General features: G+C 72.1%; 15 protein-coding genes. 7 read left to right on the top strand and 8 right to left on the bottom strand.

The window, feature by feature from the left end; genetic code table 11:
• Positions 1–46: 46 nt before the first annotated feature.
• Positions 47–598, top strand: coding sequence for a response regulator transcription factor (locus ACZ45Z_RS30650; protein ID WP_468369318.1), 552 nt, complete (start codon positions 47–49; stop codon positions 596–598).
• Positions 599–637: 39 nt separating this feature from the next.
• On the opposite strand, the gene ACZ45Z_RS30645 is transcribed toward ACZ45Z_RS30650, so the two are convergent.
• The 6 genes from ACZ45Z_RS30645 to ACZ45Z_RS30620 form a co-directional block, all read right to left on the bottom strand.
• Complete coding sequence (locus tag ACZ45Z_RS30645) at positions 638–2,380, bottom strand: ABC transporter ATP-binding protein (protein ID WP_468369315.1); 1,743 nt, start codon at positions 2,378–2,380, stop codon at positions 638–640.
• Positions 2,377–4,134, bottom strand: coding sequence for an ABC transporter ATP-binding protein (locus tag ACZ45Z_RS30640; RefSeq protein WP_468369313.1), 1,758 nt, complete (start codon positions 4,132–4,134; stop codon positions 2,377–2,379). The genes ACZ45Z_RS30645 and ACZ45Z_RS30640 overlap by 4 nt, the downstream gene beginning before the upstream one ends.
• A gap of 120 nt (positions 4,135–4,254) precedes the next feature.
• Positions 4,255–4,383, bottom strand: a complete 129-nt coding sequence (locus tag ACZ45Z_RS30635) for a SapB/AmfS family lanthipeptide (protein ID WP_468369311.1) — start codon at positions 4,381–4,383, stop codon at positions 4,255–4,257.
• Positions 4,384–4,451: 68 nt separating this feature from the next.
• Entirely contained in the window at positions 4,452–7,061 is a 2,610-nt protein-coding gene (gene lanKC / locus ACZ45Z_RS30630) for a class III lanthionine synthetase LanKC (protein ID WP_468369308.1), read from the bottom strand.
• 190 nt (positions 7,062–7,251) lie between these two features.
• Positions 7,252–7,455, bottom strand: coding sequence for a cold-shock protein (locus ACZ45Z_RS30625; protein ID WP_468369305.1), 204 nt, complete (start codon positions 7,453–7,455; stop codon positions 7,252–7,254).
• A 306-nt stretch (positions 7,456–7,761) separates the two neighbouring features.
• Complete coding sequence (locus ACZ45Z_RS30620; protein ID WP_468369302.1) at positions 7,762–8,109, bottom strand: MerR family transcriptional regulator; 348 nt, start codon at positions 8,107–8,109, stop codon at positions 7,762–7,764.
• Between the two features lie 626 nt (positions 8,110–8,735).
• Here ACZ45Z_RS30620 and ACZ45Z_RS30615 point away from each other — a divergent pair.
• Positions 8,736–9,164: an Hsp20/alpha crystallin family protein gene (locus ACZ45Z_RS30615; RefSeq protein ID WP_468369300.1), complete on the top strand. Its 429-nt coding sequence runs from the start codon at positions 8,736–8,738 to the stop codon at positions 9,162–9,164.
• A gap of 43 nt (positions 9,165–9,207) precedes the next feature.
• Positions 9,208–9,654, top strand: coding sequence for a DUF2267 domain-containing protein (locus tag ACZ45Z_RS30610; protein WP_468369297.1), 447 nt, complete (start codon positions 9,208–9,210; stop codon positions 9,652–9,654).
• Between the two features lie 352 nt (positions 9,655–10,006).
• Here the strand turns inward: ACZ45Z_RS30610 and ACZ45Z_RS30605 are convergent, their stop codons facing one another.
• Entirely contained in the window at positions 10,007–12,118 is a 2,112-nt protein-coding gene (locus ACZ45Z_RS30605; RefSeq protein WP_468369294.1) for a SpoIIE family protein phosphatase, read from the bottom strand.
• Positions 12,119–12,430: 312 nt separating this feature from the next.
• On the opposite strand from ACZ45Z_RS30605, the gene ACZ45Z_RS30600 reads away from it, so the two are divergent.
• Positions 12,431–12,664, top strand: a complete 234-nt coding sequence (locus tag ACZ45Z_RS30600) for a DUF6480 family protein (protein ID WP_468369291.1) — start codon at positions 12,431–12,433, stop codon at positions 12,662–12,664.
• A gap of 88 nt (positions 12,665–12,752) precedes the next feature.
• Here ACZ45Z_RS30600 and ACZ45Z_RS30595 read toward each other — a convergent pair whose 3' ends face one another.
• Positions 12,753–13,775 (bottom strand): YihY/virulence factor BrkB family protein, encoded by a 1,023-nt coding sequence (locus tag ACZ45Z_RS30595; protein WP_468369289.1) that lies wholly within the window; start codon positions 13,773–13,775, stop codon positions 12,753–12,755.
• Positions 13,776–14,369: 594 nt separating this feature from the next.
• On the opposite strand from ACZ45Z_RS30595, the gene ACZ45Z_RS30590 reads away from it, so the two are divergent.
• The 3 genes from ACZ45Z_RS30590 (at position 14,370) to ACZ45Z_RS30580 (ending at position 16,162) form a co-directional block, all read left to right on the top strand.
• Entirely contained in the window at positions 14,370–15,206 is an 837-nt protein-coding gene (locus ACZ45Z_RS30590; RefSeq protein WP_468369287.1) for a VOC family protein, read from the top strand.
• Positions 15,207–15,296: 90 nt separating this feature from the next.
• Positions 15,297–15,506 (top strand): hypothetical protein, encoded by a 210-nt coding sequence (locus ACZ45Z_RS30585; protein ID WP_468369284.1) that lies wholly within the window; start codon positions 15,297–15,299, stop codon positions 15,504–15,506.
• Positions 15,507–15,736: 230 nt separating this feature from the next.
• On the top strand, positions 15,737–16,162 hold the full coding sequence (locus tag ACZ45Z_RS30580) for a DUF2267 domain-containing protein (protein ID WP_468369281.1): 426 nt from the start codon (positions 15,737–15,739) through the stop codon (positions 16,160–16,162).
• Positions 16,163–16,338: the final 176 nt, after the last annotated feature.

Genomic DNA, 16,338 nt, shown 5'->3' with positions numbered 1-16,338 from the left:
AGGGGCGAGCGTGATCCGGGTTCTGTTGGTGCACGACACTTGGCTGATGCGATCGGCACTCACCGCGTTATTGAGCGAGGAAGAAGACATCGACATCACCGCCGCCTGCTGGGGAGAAGCCCCTGGCCGGGCGCGCTCCTTCCGGCCGCAGGTCTGCATCGTCGACGGGGACACCGCCGGCTCGGCGAAGGCGTCGGTCCGGCCCGGCGGTCCGGTCTGCGCCCTCCTCGTTCTCGCCACTGCGTGCCGGCCGGGCGTGCTGCGCCGCGCGGTCGCGGCCCGGGCCCTGGGATTTGTCAACAAGGACGCCTCACCGGCCCGGCTGCTGCGCGCCATACGGCTGGTGGCGACGGGAAAGCGCTACGTCGACAGCTCGCTGGCCGCGGATTTCCTGGAAGCGGCTGACATGCCCCTGACCCCTCGCGAGTTGGGGGTCCTCTCGCTCGCCGCCGACGGCGCGTCCGTCCCCGAGATCGCGCGCGAGCTGCACCTGAGCAACGGCACGGTGCGCAATTACATGGCCGCGATCAACCGCAAGACCGGCGCCCGCAACCGGGTCGACGCCATCCGCATATCGCAAGGTGCGGGCTGGCTTTAGGCCTGTCCGGCGAGCTTCGCCGGCCCGGCGAGGCCCTCCTCACAGGCGCTCCGCGTGCCACCGTCCCACCAGGTCACGGTAGAGCGCCGACCGCTCGATCAGCTCCTCATGGGTGCCGCAGGTGGCACGGTCCCCGTCGAGCACCAGGATCCGGTCCGCCCGCCTGGCCGAACTGATGCGGTGGGCCACGACGATCACCGTCCCCGGCCGTTCGGCGAAGGCCAGTTCGGCCCGCGCCTCGGCCACCGGGTCGAGGTGACAGGTGGCCTCGTCCAGCAGGATGAGCGGCGCGGGGGAGAGGTGGGCCCGGGCGAGCGCGATGAGCTGCCGTTCGCCGTGGGAGAGGGACGCCGGATCGACCCGCGCCTCGAAGCCACCCAGCCGGCGCACCAGCGGGCCGAGCCCGACGGCTTCCGAGGAGCCCTCCAGAGCCGCTCGCGGTGCGCCGTCGGGGCGCAGATAGAGCAGGTTCTCGCGCAGACTGCCGGTGAAGACGTAAGCCTGCTGCGGGATGAGCGCCCGCAGCCCCGGTGCGCCGTCGCGGGCCGGCCGGCCGTCCACCCGTACGGCGCCCGCGTCGGGCTCCAGCAGGCCCGCGACCAGGCCGGTCAGCGTGGATTTGCCGATGCCGCTCGGGCCCACCACGACGAGGTGCTCACCCGGCTCGACGGTGAGGTCGAGGTCGCGCAGTACGGGTCGCGCGCCAGGGCCGTAGGCGAAGGTGACCGACCGCAGCGCGACCCGCGGTCCCTTCCCGGAGACCGGGGCGGCGGACCCGGCCGGAGCGCCCGGTGGCACGGCGGTGTCGGTCCCGGGGTCGGAGGGCGCCCCGGAGGTGAGCCGGCCGAGCACCACCAGCAGCCGGGTGCCCGCCGCCCCGAGCGCCGTCATCAGGGAGTGCAGGGCGGGCAGCAGGGACTGCGTGAGATAGGTGAGGGCGCCCAGCAGGGCGCCGGCGGTGAGGCCGTGGCGCAGCAACCACGGGGCGGCGACCAGGAGTAGCAGCACCGGCAGGTGTCCCGCCACGCCGAGGGCGAGGGAGCGGACGGCGGCCCACCGGGCGAGCGCCCGGGCCGCCCGCGCTTCCTCCTCGATCAGGGCGTGCGCCCGCGCGGCCGCCGGCTCACCCGCCCCGCACGCGACCACGTCGCGCAGCCCTTCCGCGAGCGCCCCGAACCGTGTGGCCAGGGCCTCGTCGGCGTGCAGGAAGGCGCGCTGGCGGGCGGCCATGGGACGGAGGGTGGCCAGGAAGAGCAGCAGGCCCGCGATCAGCGGCGGCAGCACGACGATCAGCAGCCGCGGCGCCAGGGAGGCCAGCCCCACCAGGGCCCCGGCGGCGGTGAAGACGAAGGAGCGGGCCACCAGCACCAGCCCCGCGAAACTGTCCCGGGCGATCTCCGTCTGGTTGGTCAGCCGCGAGACGACCGCGCTGTCGGCCGCCCGCGCCGGTTCGGCGACCGCCTGCGCCAGCGCCCGCGACACCACCGTGCGGACCAGGCCGTCGCGCAGCGGCTCGACCAGGTCGGCCAGGCCGCGGAAGACCCCACCGCCGGCCAGGCCGCCCACGACGATGGCCAGCGCGGCCACGCCCAGCCAGGCCAGGCCGGTGCCGGTGCGGCCGGCCAGGAAGCCCCGGTCCAGGGCCATGGCCACGCCGTAGCCACCGAGGAAGGTGTGCGCCGATTCCAGCAGCGACCAGCCGGCCAGCGTGAGCAGGACACGTTTGCGGCGGCCCAGGAAGCGCCCGGCCCGCGGCAGCAGCCCCTCGTGCGTCGGCGTCATCCCGCCGCCTCGGTGTCGGGCCCGGCGTCGGCGAACACCGCCCGGTAGCCGGCGTCCTCCCACAGCCGCTCGTGCGGGCCGACGGCACGCACCCGGCCGTTCTCCAGCCACGCGACCAGATCGGCGCGGGCGGCGGACGAGACCCGGTGGGCGATCAGCAGCCGGGTGCCCGGCCGCACGTCCCGCACCAGCGCCCGCCCGACGTGGAGTTCGGTGACGCTGTCCAGGCTGGAGGTCGCGTCGTCGAGGACCAGCAGCCGGCCGGCGTGCGCGAAAGCGCGTGCCAGTCCCAGGCGTTGCAGTTCGCCGCCCGACAGCGGGGCCTCCGCGAGCGGGGTGGCGTATCCGCCGGGCAGGCGCCGTACGAAGGTGTCGGCGCCCGCGGCGCGGGCCGCCGCCTCGACCTCCCGGTCCGCGAGCGGGGTGGGCCCGAAGCCGATGGCCGCCCCCACGGTGTCGCCGAACAACACCGGCCGTTCGAAGGCGTACCCGATCTCCCGGCGCAGCACGGCCGGGTCGAGGTCGCGCAACGGCACGCCGTCCAGGAGGACTTCGCCGCGATCGGGGTCGGTGAGCCGCCCCGCGACGGCGGCGAGCAGCGACTTGCCCGCCCCGGAGCGTCCGACGACGGCCATGGTCACACCGCCGGGCACGACCAGATCGACCTCCCGCAGCACGGGGGTGCCGGAGCGGGCGACGGTGACGGCGCGCAGTTCGAGCCGCCCGGCGCCGTCGGCGGGCAACTGCCCGGTGCCGTGGCGTACGGGGGTGACGGCGAGCAGTTCGGCGGTACGGCGGGCCGCGGCGCGACTGCGCGAGAGGGCGTTGAGCTGCCCGATCACGCCCCCCAGCCCCGCGGCCAGGGCGGCGTAGCGGGAAGCCGCCAGCAGCTCCCCGACGGACAGGTTCCCGTAGGCCAGCCGCACCCCGCCGACGGCCAGGACGGCGGTGGTCAGCAGCGGTACCAGAATGCCGCTGCTGACCACGGCGCGACCGTAGACCTGCCACATCTGCCGCCCGTGGGCGCCCAGTTCGGGCAGGGGTTCCAGTACGCGGGCGCGCTCGCGTGCCGTGGTGCCGGCCGCGGCGACGGTCCGGGCGCCGCCCAGCGCCTCGACGAGCCGGGTGGCGATCTCGGCCTGGACCCGCTGGTAGCGGGCGACGCTGTCGGACGAACCGCGGGCGAAGACGCGCAGCAGGCGCGCCAGGAGGGGGACCCCGGCGACGAAGACGGCGGCCAGCCACAGGTCGGTGAAGGCGAGAGCGACCAGGCCGCCTATCGGGGTGAGGAGCGCGGCCAGGCCGGTGGCCACGGTGGTGGGGGCCGTCGCCGCCTCGGCCGCGTTGCCGGTCAGCCGGGTCACCACGTCGCCGGGAGTGAAGCGGTCGGCGGCGCGGTGCGGGGCGAGCGCCAGGAGGTGGCCGATGCCGCGGCGGCGCAGCCACGCGGTGCTGCGGGCGGTCGTCACCCCGCCGATCAGTGCCGCCAGCGCCTCGCACAGCACTTCGGCGGCGAGGAGAACGGCGCACAGAGCTACGGCGGGGCCCAGGTGGGCGGTGCGGTCGAGAGCGAGGTCGAGGGTGTGGCCGACCGCGGCGGGCAGCGCGACGGCCGCGGCGGCGCCTGCCGTGCTGGCGAGGGCGAGGGCGGCGGTCCGGCCGCCGCTGTGGCGGACGGCACCGGCGAAGAGGCGGCCGGCGGTGTCCGGGACGGTGGGCCGCCGGAGCCCGGCGGGCCCGTGCGTGGGGGCCATGCGGTGCGGACCTCGACTCCGTAGGGCGGATACGGCGGAGCGGCCGCCCCGGACGGTGTACCGTCCGGGGCCGCCGCGACCGCGTCACGACGAGGCGGTGGCCTCGTCCATGACGGTGGGTCAGTGACAGGTGGTGACGCTGAGGCTGCTGTCACCGCAGAGCAGCAGGCTCGCCCGGCTGCCGGTCGCCAGCTCGCCCGTGTTCTCTTCCTTCGGAGTCTCCATCGACTGCAGGTCGAGAAGGGTCATGAGTGTTCCTCTCATAGGTGGGGACGGTGTTTCTCGTTCGACCCCCTAAGGGGCCGGCTTCAGGGCCGCTAGAGCGGCGGGAGGAAGGGCAGGTGCACGGGCCGGTCGTGCAGCGCGCTGCCCAGCGCGAGCAGGCATCCGGCGGTGCCGGTGCTCAGGTCCATGGAGAGACGCATCATCTGCTCCCCGGCGAAGGCCAGATGCCCCTGGTAGGGCACGGCGCCCCAGGCGAGCGAGTCGATCTGGCGGCGCAGATCCGCCGCGTGCGTACCGGGGCCGCCGGTCGTGGTGCGGCTCAGATGCAGCACCATGCCCGCCGCACCCCGGAACAGTCCGGGCTGCGCGTAGAACTTCGCCTGCGCGGCCCGTACGATCTCGCGCCGGGCCCGCTCGAACTCCTCGTCCGGGCGGTGGGCGAGATAGTCGTCGAGCACCATGCCGATGCCGACGCTGCCGGCCCCCAGGTAGGGCATGGTCCGCCAGCCCTCGTCGACCTGTAGGGCGCCGCCCACGCCGCGGACGCACCGGGCCAGATCGCGGCGCAGGGCGTCGGCGGCCAGGTCGAGAAGGGCAGGGTCGCCGGTCCGCTCGTACAGGCGCAGGAAGAGCAGCGCCGTGCCGGTCGCCCCGTACAGGAGCCCCACCCGGGGGGCGCGGACGCCGCTCGCGGAGGGCTCCGCGCCGGCCTTGTCGGCGATCAGGTGCGCGCAGCGCAGGGCTTGTTCGTGCAGGGCGCTCTCGCCGGTGGACGTGGCCAGGGAGTCGAGCGCGAGGCCGAGGCCGGCGAGCCCGCCGTGCAGGTCGGGGGCGAGGTCGTTCCAGCTCTGGGAGCCGACCGTGTCGGCGAGCGCCAGTGCGCGTTCCCGGTGGCCGAGCCTGTCCAGGACCCAGGCGACGCCGGAGAGGCCGTCGTAGAACCCGAGCGGACTGCCCGAGGCGGGCTTCTTCGTCCGCAGCAGCAACCACTCCTCGGCTTCGGGACAGCGTTCCGCTCCGGTCTCGGCCAGGGCGTAGAGGACGCCGGCCGCGCCGTACGCGAAGCAGGTGCCGCCGCCGGCCGTACCGAACTGCGCGATGTCACCGGGGAAGAAGCGGTCTTCCCGGTCGGGGGTGGCCGAGGCGAGCACCGCGCGGACCATCGAGTCGCGGCTGCGCGGCCAGTCGGCGAGAGGCACCGGAAGGTAGTCGTCCGCAGTGCTCCGGGGGCCCGGTGGGTCCGTGGCGTGGTGTCCGCGCAGGATCTCCTCGACCGCCTCGTCCAGGAACGCCCGCGGCACCGGGAACTGTTCGGCGGCGATCCGCGCCAGATGCGCCGCCTTCGCCCGGTCCACCGCGAAGAGGCTGGTCAGCGGCAGGAACAGCGCCAGACGCAGACAGGCCAGCGCGTAGCGGTCGACGGCGAACCCGCGGCGGTCCGCCGGCGCGACGAAACCGGGATTGGCGACCACCTGGCGGACGTTCTGGTCGTCCACGGCCGCGGCCTCGAAGTCCAGCAGCACCACGGACGACTCGTCCTCGGACATCATGATGTTGAACAGGTGCAGGTCGTTGAAGACCACGCCGCGGGAGTGGACGGCCTCGACCGCTTCCTCCACCAGGCGGTGGACGCGCAGGGCCCACTCCGTGTACGCGGCGAGGCTCGCGGCGTCCGGGTCCGCCTCGATCAGCGGGTGGCGGTGGGCGAAGAAGCTGTTCAGCGGGCGGCCCTCGATGTACTCCAGCGCCAGGAAGGTGTGCTCGCCGAGGGTGAACCAGTCGTGCACCTCGGGGGTGCAGCCGAGCCCGGACAGCCGCCGCAGGGCGTCGCGTTCGCGCTCCAGCCGGGTGACCGCGTCGGCCTCGTCGGCGGCCAGGCCGGCGTGCGGCCTGGCTTCCTTGAGCACCACCCGCTCGTCGGTACGCAGGTCCCGGGCGACGTAGACGCCGCCCCCGTTGGAGAAGTGCAGCGCACGCTCGATGCGGTAGGGGAGGTCGGCGACGGTGGTGGCCGAACGCGCCACCAGATGCGGTTCGAGGAAGGCCGGGGGAGTGATCCACGGCGGCACGTGGAACGCGGGATCCCGCCGGTCGGGGACCAATTGCCCGTCCGCGTTCTCGACCGCGGGACACAGTTCGCCCGTCTCGTCGTAGCAGTGCCGCTCGGTGAAACTGCCGTAGCGTACGTACACCGGCCCGGCGCCCCAGCGCAGATCGCTGAGGATGTACGGCCCCGGCTCGCCACCCAGCAGAGCGTCCAAGTCCTCCGCGATGGTGCGGCATTGCTCGTCGTCGGCCGGATAGACGGTGATGAATTTGCCGCTCGCGCCCCGGTCGGCGTATTTGGCGTTACGGGTATGGAGCAGATACCGGCTCGGCATGCATTTGAAGGCTATCGACCGCGGTAGGCAGTAGTCCCAGACCGCGGCCAGCACCTTTTCGGCGTTGTCCAGGCAGGCGGAGACGTGAATCTTCCAGCCCTGACTGGGAAGTTGGCCCGAGAGCGGACGGAACGCCAGCCAGTCGCCGGCGCGGTGACGCTGCCAGCCGTCGGGCAACTCCCGGCGCAGCGTCTCGTACAGGGCGGTACGGCCCTTGCCGGGCACGCCTTCCGGGCTTGCCGCGCCCTCCGCCGGAAGGCGGTGCGGAGCGTCGTAGAACTGCCGGTCGGCGTCGCAGAAGACCGCGTAGCCCTTGTTCATCCTCACTCCCTCCGCCTGGTGACGTGACGAACGTTGTCATGGGGCGGGGGCGGGAAACAGTCATGGTTGTCATGAAGGGACAGTGAGGAATGCACGGGTGCCGGACGCGGCGGGCGCGCGAACGAAGGGGCCCGCACCGTGCCGGTGCGGGCCCCTCTGCTTCGGCCTGTCAGCCTCGCGTGTGTCCGGGTCAGGCGAGAACGATGTTCTCCGCCTGCGGGCCCTTCTGGCCCTGGGTGACGTCGAAGGTCACCTTCTGGCCCTCCTGCAGCTCACGGAAGCCCTGGGCGGCGATGTTCGAGTAGTGGGCGAAGACGTCCGCGCCGCCACCCTCCTGCTCGATGAAGCCGAAGCCCTTTTCCGAGTTGAACCACTTCACGGTGCCAGTAGCCATGCCATATCTCCTTCGGGGCAATTCCCGGTGCCCGCACTGTGCGGACACCGTGTTGCCGCGATGATTACCCCGTCCGGAATACTCCGGAAATACAAAAGCACGCCTACCGGCACGGAAAGCCGTTAAGAGCACTTGTAAGTCTTTGGGAACCACAACCGCAACTGAGATCGACAGTAACACGGAGAAAGCGAACGGGCACGGTGGGTAATGGCGCACCGTGTGCCCTCGCTCCGACCGCGCCGGGGGAGCGCGGCCCGCGCCGTGGCGGCGCGGCGCCGCGACCGGTGAACCGGCTGCTCCTCGCGGTCAGGAGCCGACGGCGCCGTGGGGCTGCGAGGTGGAGCGCCGCAGCTCGGCGTTGATCCGCTGGGCTTCCTCCAACTGGTCTTCAAGAATGACGATGCGGCAGGCGGCATCGATCGGCGTACCGCCGTCGACGAGCTCGCGGGCGCGGGCGGCGATGCGCAGTTGGTAGCGGGAGTAACGGCGGTGGCCGCCCTCGGACCGCAGCGGGGTGATCAGCCGTGCTTCGCCGATGGCCCGGAGGAAGGCGGGGGTGGCGCCGATCATCTCGGCGGCGCGGCCCATGGTGTAGGCGGGGTAATCGTCATCATCGAGTCTGTCGGTGGCGGGCATGGGCGTTTCTGGGGGCATTTGCACCTCTTCTGGGACGCGTCGAGGGGCCCCGGCGCCATACGGCTCCGGGGCCCCGAGGGGTTTCAACACCATCTACCGGCGCCGTGCGCCGGCCTTCGTTTTCCGCATGTCCGCCTGGGAGGCCGGAGATGCGGGGATCGCGAAAGCGTGACCGGGGACCACCTTCCAATCCGGGGCCTGCGGTACCCGAGCGACTTGGATCCTCGCCCGGGCGATCCTGATGGCGTCTGCTCCTCTCTCTTTCCTGGCTGTGTTCCTTCGTCATTCCGTCAAGCGGTTCTGCGATGGCGGCCCTTGAGGCCCGCCCGGCCCGGCGGCCAGTCATGGGACCATCACGCACTTCTCGGCCCCATGGCTCCGCCGCCGTGCCGTCTGCCGCTCGCGGCAGTTCGTCTCTGCCGCGTATCGCTGACTTCGTGGCTACGAGAAGAACCCTAGCCGGGTCAGTGAGTCATGTCTACCGTCTCTGCGACAGATTTTCGCCGTGTCGGCGAGGAGGTTATCTGGCTCGGGCGTCCGCCCGGGCATGGGATTGAGTCATGGCTTGTCAACTTTGTCGCTGCCGCGCTATATAAAAAGGCGAAGGGCATCGCACGCAGTGCGACTGGAAGGAGTGACCTGTGATGCTCATGCGTACCGACGCGTTCCGTGAGGCGGATCGCCTCGCCCAGCAGATGCTCGGGACCACCGCACGCCCGGCCGCCGTTCCCCTGGACGCCTATCGGTCGGGGGACGAATTCGTCGTCCACTTCGACCTCCCGGGGGTCGACCCGGAAGCCATTGACCTGGATGTCGAACGGAACGTCCTGACCGTGCGGGCCGAGCGCCGCTCACGGGCGCCGGAAACCGCCGAAATGATCGCTTCCGAACGCCCGGTCGGCGTACACACCCGCCAGCTCCTGCTGGGCGACACCCTCGACGCCGAGCGCATCAGCGCCTCGTACGACGCGGGCGTCCTCACGGTGCGGCTGCCGGTCTCCGAGAAGGCCAGGCCCCGCAAGATCAAGATCGGTGGCGAGGCCGCCGCGACTCCCCGGCAGATCAGCACCTGATCACCGGGTCCCTCCCTTCGACGAGAAAGGCTCCATCACCTCGATGCGCGCACACGCGCAGGTCGGACAGCAGCAGGAGGTCGTCATGACGTGGGACGAGCTGATCGATGCCGTGCGGAAGGACGGCCTGTACCCCACACGCGAGAAGGCCGAACAGGTCACCCGCACCGTGCTCGCCGCCCTGGGCCGTCAGGTGACCGGCGACGAACGTGTCGACCTCGCCCGCGGCCTCCCGGAGGAAGCCGCCCGCGAATTCGCGGCCCAGATCCCCGCGCCGGAGCCGGTCGGCGCCCATGAGTTCGTGGAGGGCCTCGCCGCCGGCACCCCAGGCGCCACCGCGGCGACCGCCCGCTGGGACGCCGGATCCGTCCTCGGCGTCCTCGCCCGCTGCGCCGGACCCGACCTGTTGCGCAGGATCCTGCGCTGCCTGCCCAGCGGGTACGCCCTGCTCTTCGGCCAGGCACAGCTCACCCCCTCCGCCGCGGCCTGACGCGACCGGAACCGCGCACCGCCGAATCGCAGCCGAAACCGCGAACCGGCGACACGCATGCCGGTGCGAACGAGCGTGGCCCCGCACCTCTTGGCTTCTGGGCTTGGCGCCTCTGGCCTTGGTGCGGGGCCACCTTTGCGCCTCCTTCAGGCTCCTCCCCCTCCGGCTCGTTCGTCACGGCTTCCGGCGTCACGCCGAGCTCGCGTGCCGGGGCCGGTTCTTGTGGCGGGGCCAGGTTGGCGGTGGCGACCGGCGTCCCGTCATCGACAGATGTCGTGGTGGCAGGCGACCGCTGCGGCCTGCGGCGAGGGCGGGCGGGCGGCCCGACGAGTCGAGACGGGACCGTCCCGAATCAGGGCTCAGGGGTGTCTACCGGTGCGAGCAGCAGGAGGGCCACGTCGTCCTCGCGGTCCGCGTGTACGCGTTGGTGGTCGAGCAGGGCGTCGGCGAGGGGGCCGGGCGCGTCGTGCTCGGAGCGCGCGAGGCAGGTGGCGAGGTCGGTGAGGGCGTCGTTCATGTCGAGCCCCCGCCGCTCGACCAGGCCGTCCGTGTAGAGGACCAGCACCGCGCCCGGGGGCAGGTCGATCTCGGTGGCGGAGTACCGGGCATCGGGATCGATACCCAGCAGCAGCCCAGGCGGGACGCGCAGGATTTCGGTGTGCCGGCTGGGGTGGCGCAGCAGCGGCGGCGGATGCCCGGCGCTCGCGATGCAGGCCCGGTGTGTGCGCAGGTCGAGATGGACGTACAGGCAGCTCGTGAACCGGTCGGGGTCGAGGTCGGTCAGCAGCCGGTTGGTGCGGGACAGCACCTCATCGGGTGAGGCGCCCGCGGTGGCATGGGCGTGCACGGCCGTCCGGGCCTGGCCCATCAGAGCGGCCGCCGCCGCGTTGTGGCCCTGCACGTCACCGATCACGGCGGCGACGCTGTCCTTGTCCAGCCGGATCAGGTCGTAGAAGTCGCCGCCGATGTCCATGCCACGGGTCGACGGCAGATAGCGCGCGGCCACGGCGAGCTTGGGGACGGTGGGCAGGGTGTGCGGCAGCAGGCCGGCCTGGAGGTCGTGCGCCAGTTGCTGTTTGGTGTCGTAGAGGCGGGCGCGGTCCAGCGCCTGGCCGATCAGTCCCGCCAGAGAGGTCAGGACCTGGCGTTCTTCGGGGCTGAAGGTGCGGGAGCGGGTGTAGGACAGCACGCAGCAGCCGATCGGACGGCCGGAAATGATCAGCGGCAGGACGGCCCAGGCCGCCTTCTCGGTGATGTGCGGCAGCCCGGGATACGCCTTCTCCATCTCCTCGGCGGACGGGTAGAAGCTGGCCTGCCCGGTTTCGAGGGCGTGGACGGCCGGGTTCTGGGCCGTGGTGAGTGCGGCGCCTTCGTACACGTTGATCGCCTCGGCCGGATATCCGCGGTGGCCGATGGTCCGCAGCCGGGCGCCCTCCACGCCGAACATGAGCAGGCCCTGCGCCCCGAAGGCCGGCACGATCTGTTCGGCGACGAGGTCGATCACGTCCTGTACGCCCACGGCCTCCGTCAGCGCGGCGGCGAGGTGCAGCACGTGGTATATCTGCCCGGCCCGTACCGGCGTGACGTCCGAGGCGTGCGGCAGCGCGGGCCCGTAGTCCATGCCCGAGGGGCTGATCCAGACGCTCAGGCCCCTGGCGTCGGGGAAGAGCCGGAAGGTCAGCCACTGGTCGGGGGGCCGGCAGGCGGCGAAGGAGGTCGGCCGGCGGCTGATCACCGCGGCGCGATAGCGGTCCTCGAACACCGGGTCCCGCAGCCAGGGCAGGACCTCCCACGGCCGCGCGCCGAGCAACTGTCCCTCGCCGACGCCCAGCAGATCCATGGCGCCGCTGGTCAGCAGGGTGACGCGGCCCTCCAGGTCGAGGGCGCAGCAGCCGCCGGGCAGGCGTTCCAGGTAATCGAGGGCGGCCAGCGCCTCGCTGGAGTCGGCGGTCCGTATTCGGGGAGGGGAGACGACCCGCGGTATGTCGGCGGCCAGTGCGGCGGAGCCGGACGGGTCGTCCAGTTCCAGGAGCGCCGCCAGTCGCCGGCAAGCGGCCTCGATGGCCGCCTGCTCCCGTGCGGAAAGCTGGGGCGGATGGTCCGCGGGCCACAGCAGCAGAAGAGCACCCAGAGACCCGCTCCCGTCGGCGATCGGTGCCGCGCCGAGCGCGAACTCGTATGGCACCGCCACGGCCGTGCGGGGGAAATCCCGCGCCATCTGCTCGTACCCGCCGGCCCACACCAGGCGGTTCTGGCGGACCGCGACAGCGACCGGGATCGGGGCCGCCAGCGCCACCCGGCTCCACGGCTCAAGGAAGGGGGCCGGCACCCCGCTCATGACCGTCAGTTGGAGAACCGGCTGGTCAGACGCCAGAACGTACAAGCCGCCGGCGGAGGCGCCGGTCTCCAGCATCGCCCGGACCAGCGCCCGGTCCAGAGGATCGGCACCCGCGCCGCCGGTCATCTCGCACCTGCCCACTGCTGTCGTCCGGACATCGACTCCACTCCGGCCCACGTCGTTCCCGGTCCGAGTGCCCGGTCGGCCGACGGACGAGACCGCCGCCTCGGAACGGGCTTGAAGGGCTATAGCGGACAGGAAAGCTCAAAAGGCGCAACTATGACGTTACGCTGCGGGCGGTCGGGCCGCGGTGCGGCCGGATCGCGCGCGCCCCCGGCATGGCCCAGGCCCGCCCGCCTGCGGTATTCGGCCGCGTCCGTGATGGTGACCGGGCGTCGTTCCATGATGAAACCAGTCGATATCGGGCAAACTCTCGGTATGGACACTCAGAACCCGGATCCAGATTCCCAGCGCTTTCCCGGCCCGGGAGCCGGGCGCGGCGTGCCTCCGGGGGAGACCCCGCCCGGCGAGGACAGCACGGGCTCGGAAACCGGGCCCGGCCCGCGTGACCTGTCGCGCGGGTGGAGCAAGGCCCCCACGATCATCATCGGCATCCTCGTCCTCCTCTGCGCGGCCTTCTTCGTCGCCTACGCCGTGATGCTGGCGCGGTGAGGCCGGCGCTGTGACCGGCGGCTTTCGGCCGTGACCGCCGGTGGTTTCGGGCGTGCCGCCGAGCCCGCGCCGCACACCGCCGGGCCGGTCACAGCTTGCGCCTGTCGCGCGGTTCGACGTACGGCTCTTCCCCGGGCGGGTGGCCGGCTTCGATGGCCCGGGAGCGTTCGAGTTCCGCGTTGAACTCCAGGCCGAGCAGGATCGCCAGGTTGGAGATCCACAGCCAGATCAGAAAAATGATCACTGCGGCGAAGCTGCCGTACGTCTTGTCGTAGCTGCTGAAGTTCGCCACGTAGAGGCCGAACAGCGCGGAGGCGACGAGCCAGAGGAGGACGGCCAGGAGGCCGCCGGGCGTGACCCAGCTGAAGCCGTGCCTGACGTTGGGGGCGGCCCAGTACAGCAACGCGAAGATCAGGGAAACGAGGAGGACGAGCACCGGCCACTTGGCGTAATTCCATACGGTCACGGCCGTGTCGCCCAGCCCCAGAACCTGCCCCATTTTCCGGGCCAGCGGGCCGGTGAAGACCACGCCGATCGCGGTCAGTGCCAGCAGCACCACGACCACGACGGTAATACCCAGCCGGACGGGAAGCGTCTTCCACACCGGCCGCCCTTCCCCGATGTCGTAGACGACGTTCGAGGCGCGCATGAAAGCCGCGACATATCCGGAGGCCGACCACAGCGCGATGACGATACCGACGGCCAGGGCGATGCCGGCCTTTCCCTGACTGTCCTGGAGTTGTTCCAGCATGCTCCGGATGGTGTCGCGCACCGAGCCCGGGGCGAGACTGCCGAGGTTGTCGATCAGCGGATTGATCGTGGAATTCCCCAGCAATCCGAGAATCGACACGAGCGCCAACAGGGCGGGGAAGATGGCCAGCACACCGTAATAGGTGAGCGCCGCCCCCCAGTCGCTGAGATTATCGGCCTTGAACTCGCGCAGGGTGCGCTTGAAGGCGCCCGTCCAGGACTGCCGGCGCAGCGCGCGCGGAGCCTGCGGCGCGGATGGCTTGTCCGGCGCCGGTCCGGGCTCACCCTCGTGATCACCTTCGTGCGGCGTCGCCACGGTGCATCGCCTCTTCCTGAGTTCTGACGGGGCCCGGGTGGGCATGTGTGGGGAGGTCGACTCCAGCGTCCGTGGGCGCGCGACTCGGCGCCTGCGGGAATCGGCCGCCTGGACGACCGCAATGCCCCGGAGCGAGGGCCGCGGCGCACGGCCCTGTCGCCCCAACTTGAGCCGCGGCTTGTCAAGTTAACTCGGGTGGGCTATATAAGTATCCGCCGGGCATCCCATGAGATCCCGGGGCGGGACGCCGCACGGAATCCGGCGGCTCCGCAGCGGCGGCGCTCTTGCCGCCCAACCGGCCCGCTCCGCCCGGCACCTCGGCGATCGACAGGAACCAACCCTCGGAAGACGGGAGAACTATGCGCACCATGCGCCTGTCCGCCAAGCCGTGCGGGAAGCGGACGCGGGAGATGACATTCAGTGAACTCGTCGTGGCGGTAGCGGTGGCAGGCGGTTGTGAGACCGACGAAGAGGCCGAGCGGGTCACGCGCGTGGTGCGTCACGTGGAGCGGACGGGGGTGCGGTGTGGCGGCGTACGGATCGGGCAGGCGCCCGGCCGACGGCGAAACCGGGAAGCGGGCGGAGCGTGGGGCCCGCGTCGCCGGTGGCAGAAGGGTGGTCCACGTCGAGGAGGAAGCGATGACAGTCGCAGAGCACATCACGCCGGTGCGCGGCGCCCCGTGCTGGGTCAACCTGGTCGCCCGTGACCTGCGGACCACACAGGACTTCTACGCGGCCGTCCTGGGCTGGGACTACCGCCCCGGCAGCCTGGGGGAGGAGTTCACCGTGGCCCTGGCCGGCGGGCAACCGGTCGCCGGGATCGGCGCGGTGGCGTCGAGGCTGCAGGTGGCGGTCGCGTGGACCCCGTACTTCGCCGTGGACAGCGCGGACGAGACCGCGGACCGGGTCCGCGAGCGCGGAGCCACCATGGCGGTGGGGCCGCTGAGGTTCGGCCGGGGACGAGCCGCACTCGCCGCCGACCGGGACGGCGCGGTGTTCGGATTCTGGGAAGGCCGCTCGCTGCCGTGGTCGGTGGGCAGGGGCGACGCCCCGGCCTTCCTGGAACTGCGGACGCGTGACGCGCACGACGCCGCGATGTTCTATGGCGAGGTCTTCGGCTGGTCCCCGGAGCCGTCCGACGACGGCCCTCGGACGCACATGACCCAGGTGACGGAAGGCGACCGGATCATCGTGCGGGACGGCCCCCACACCGTCGCCGCCCTGCGGGGCGGTGGCATCACGGCCGCCCCGGACCCCCGGGTGCGTCCCCGCTGGAGTGTCCACTTCCACGTCCCGGACGTGGAGAAGGCCGTGGCGGCCGCCGCGGCTGCCGGCGGCAGCGCTACACCCTTGCCGCCCGCCGAGGGGACGCCCTCCGGTCCCGAGGCCGTGATCCGCGACCCGGACGGCGGGCTGTTCACGGTCTCGGCCGGCCGCGCCGGACCCGGCTCCGGCTCGGGTTTCGCCGGCGTGTGAGACGCGATGGTGACGATCGGGTTGCGGTGGGAGCAACGGTCGTTCCTCTCCCAGGGGTCCGTCGTTGGCGGTGGTATGGACCCTTTTGAGATGAAGCACGAGGAGCCGCTCTCTCACGCCGAGCTGCTCGGCGCGTACTGGCTGGAAGACGCCCGCCACGAGCCGGCGCCGTGCCCCTGGTGCGGGGAGCGCCCCGCGGTGATCCAGGCGGTGACCGGCGGTCCGGCGCGGGCCGCGGCGATCGGACTCGCCGTCGTGACGATCCTGGCGGCGGTGCTGTCGGCGTGGAGCGCGGGCTGAACGACGCCGTTCATCGGGTGCGGGGTGGCGGTCCGGCTGTCCTTCTTCGAAGGAGCCCGCTGGTCAATCGCCGAGTCGTCGTTGAGGCGTCAACGAGCCGGGTGTCGGAGCGTCGGGGAACCGGGTGCTTGGGCCCCGGTTTCAAGCCACGCCGAGCGGAAACCCGGTCGGACGGAGAGGTCGGCGAGCCCCTCGGAGCCGCGTTTTCGGTCCGGAACGGAGGCACACTCATGCAGCATGACGAGTTTGTCGGTCTGGTGCAGGCACGCGCCGCGCTCCCGGACCGCGGGGCGGCGGAGCGCGCCGTACGGGCGACCCTGGAGACGGTGGCGGAACGGGTGCCGGTCGGACTCGCCCAGCACATGGCGGCGCAACTGCCCCACGAGATCGGCGAGCATCTTCTGCGGGTGGCGGCGAAGGTCGACGACCCCCAGGAACACGCCAAGGCGGCGGAGCGCTTCGATCTGACGATCTTCGCCGCCCGTGTCGCCTGGCGCGGCGGCGTCTCGGAGGAAGCGGCCCTGAAGGAGGCCACCGCGGTTTTCGAGGTCCTGGACGCGGCCCTGTCCCCGGAACTCATGGAACGCCTGAGCCACACCCTGCCCCACGACATCCGCGAATTGCTGCCCACCAGCCGCGCGGAGGAGTACCGGTGAGTGGCGAGGCGGTGCTGCGGTAATGCGCTGACGTGGTGCGACATTCGATCTGTGAGCGGACGCGGGGGGGGGGGGGGGGGGGGGCCGCCCAAACGAGGTCGTACGGGGTGGGCACGGTGGGGGAGCCCGTTCCGGGGTCCGAAACCCCGGTCTCTTATACCCCCCGAACTGCGTTC

The organism is Streptomyces sp. NPDC031210, assembly GCF_055570395.1.
Note: the sequence above shows the minus strand (reverse complement) of the source record. Positions and strands in the feature narration are given on the sequence as shown.

Coding starts and splice junctions, on each gene's coding strand:
- ACZ45Z_RS30625 (WP_468369305.1), bottom strand. CDS start 7,455: ATGGCTACTGGCACCGTGAAGTGGTTCAACTCGGAAAAGGGCTTCGGC.
- ACZ45Z_RS30640 (WP_468369313.1), bottom strand. CDS start 4,134: ATGGCCCCCACGCACGGGCCCGCCGGGCTCCGGCGGCCCACCGTCCCG.
- ACZ45Z_RS30590 (WP_468369287.1), top strand. CDS start 14,370: ATGACAGTCGCAGAGCACATCACGCCGGTGCGCGGCGCCCCGTGCTGG.
- ACZ45Z_RS30635 (WP_468369311.1), bottom strand. CDS start 4,383: ATGACCCTTCTCGACCTGCAGTCGATGGAGACTCCGAAGGAAGAGAAC.
- ACZ45Z_RS30615 (WP_468369300.1), top strand. CDS start 8,736: ATGCTCATGCGTACCGACGCGTTCCGTGAGGCGGATCGCCTCGCCCAG.
- ACZ45Z_RS30600 (WP_468369291.1), top strand. CDS start 12,431: ATGGACACTCAGAACCCGGATCCAGATTCCCAGCGCTTTCCCGGCCCG.
- ACZ45Z_RS30650 (WP_468369318.1), top strand. CDS start 47: ATGCGATCGGCACTCACCGCGTTATTGAGCGAGGAAGAAGACATCGAC.
- ACZ45Z_RS30595 (WP_468369289.1), bottom strand. CDS start 13,775: ATGCCCACCCGGGCCCCGTCAGAACTCAGGAAGAGGCGATGCACCGTG.
- ACZ45Z_RS30605 (WP_468369294.1), bottom strand. CDS start 12,118: ATGACCGGCGGCGCGGGTGCCGATCCTCTGGACCGGGCGCTGGTCCGG.
- lanKC (WP_468369308.1), bottom strand. CDS start 7,061: ATGAACAAGGGCTACGCGGTCTTCTGCGACGCCGACCGGCAGTTCTAC.
- ACZ45Z_RS30610 (WP_468369297.1), top strand. CDS start 9,208: ATGCGCGCACACGCGCAGGTCGGACAGCAGCAGGAGGTCGTCATGACG.
- ACZ45Z_RS30580 (WP_468369281.1), top strand. CDS start 15,737: ATGCAGCATGACGAGTTTGTCGGTCTGGTGCAGGCACGCGCCGCGCTC.
- ACZ45Z_RS30645 (WP_468369315.1), bottom strand. CDS start 2,380: ATGACGCCGACGCACGAGGGGCTGCTGCCGCGGGCCGGGCGCTTCCTG.
- ACZ45Z_RS30620 (WP_468369302.1), bottom strand. CDS start 8,109: ATGCCCCCAGAAACGCCCATGCCCGCCACCGACAGACTCGATGATGAC.
- ACZ45Z_RS30585 (WP_468369284.1), top strand. CDS start 15,297: ATGAAGCACGAGGAGCCGCTCTCTCACGCCGAGCTGCTCGGCGCGTAC.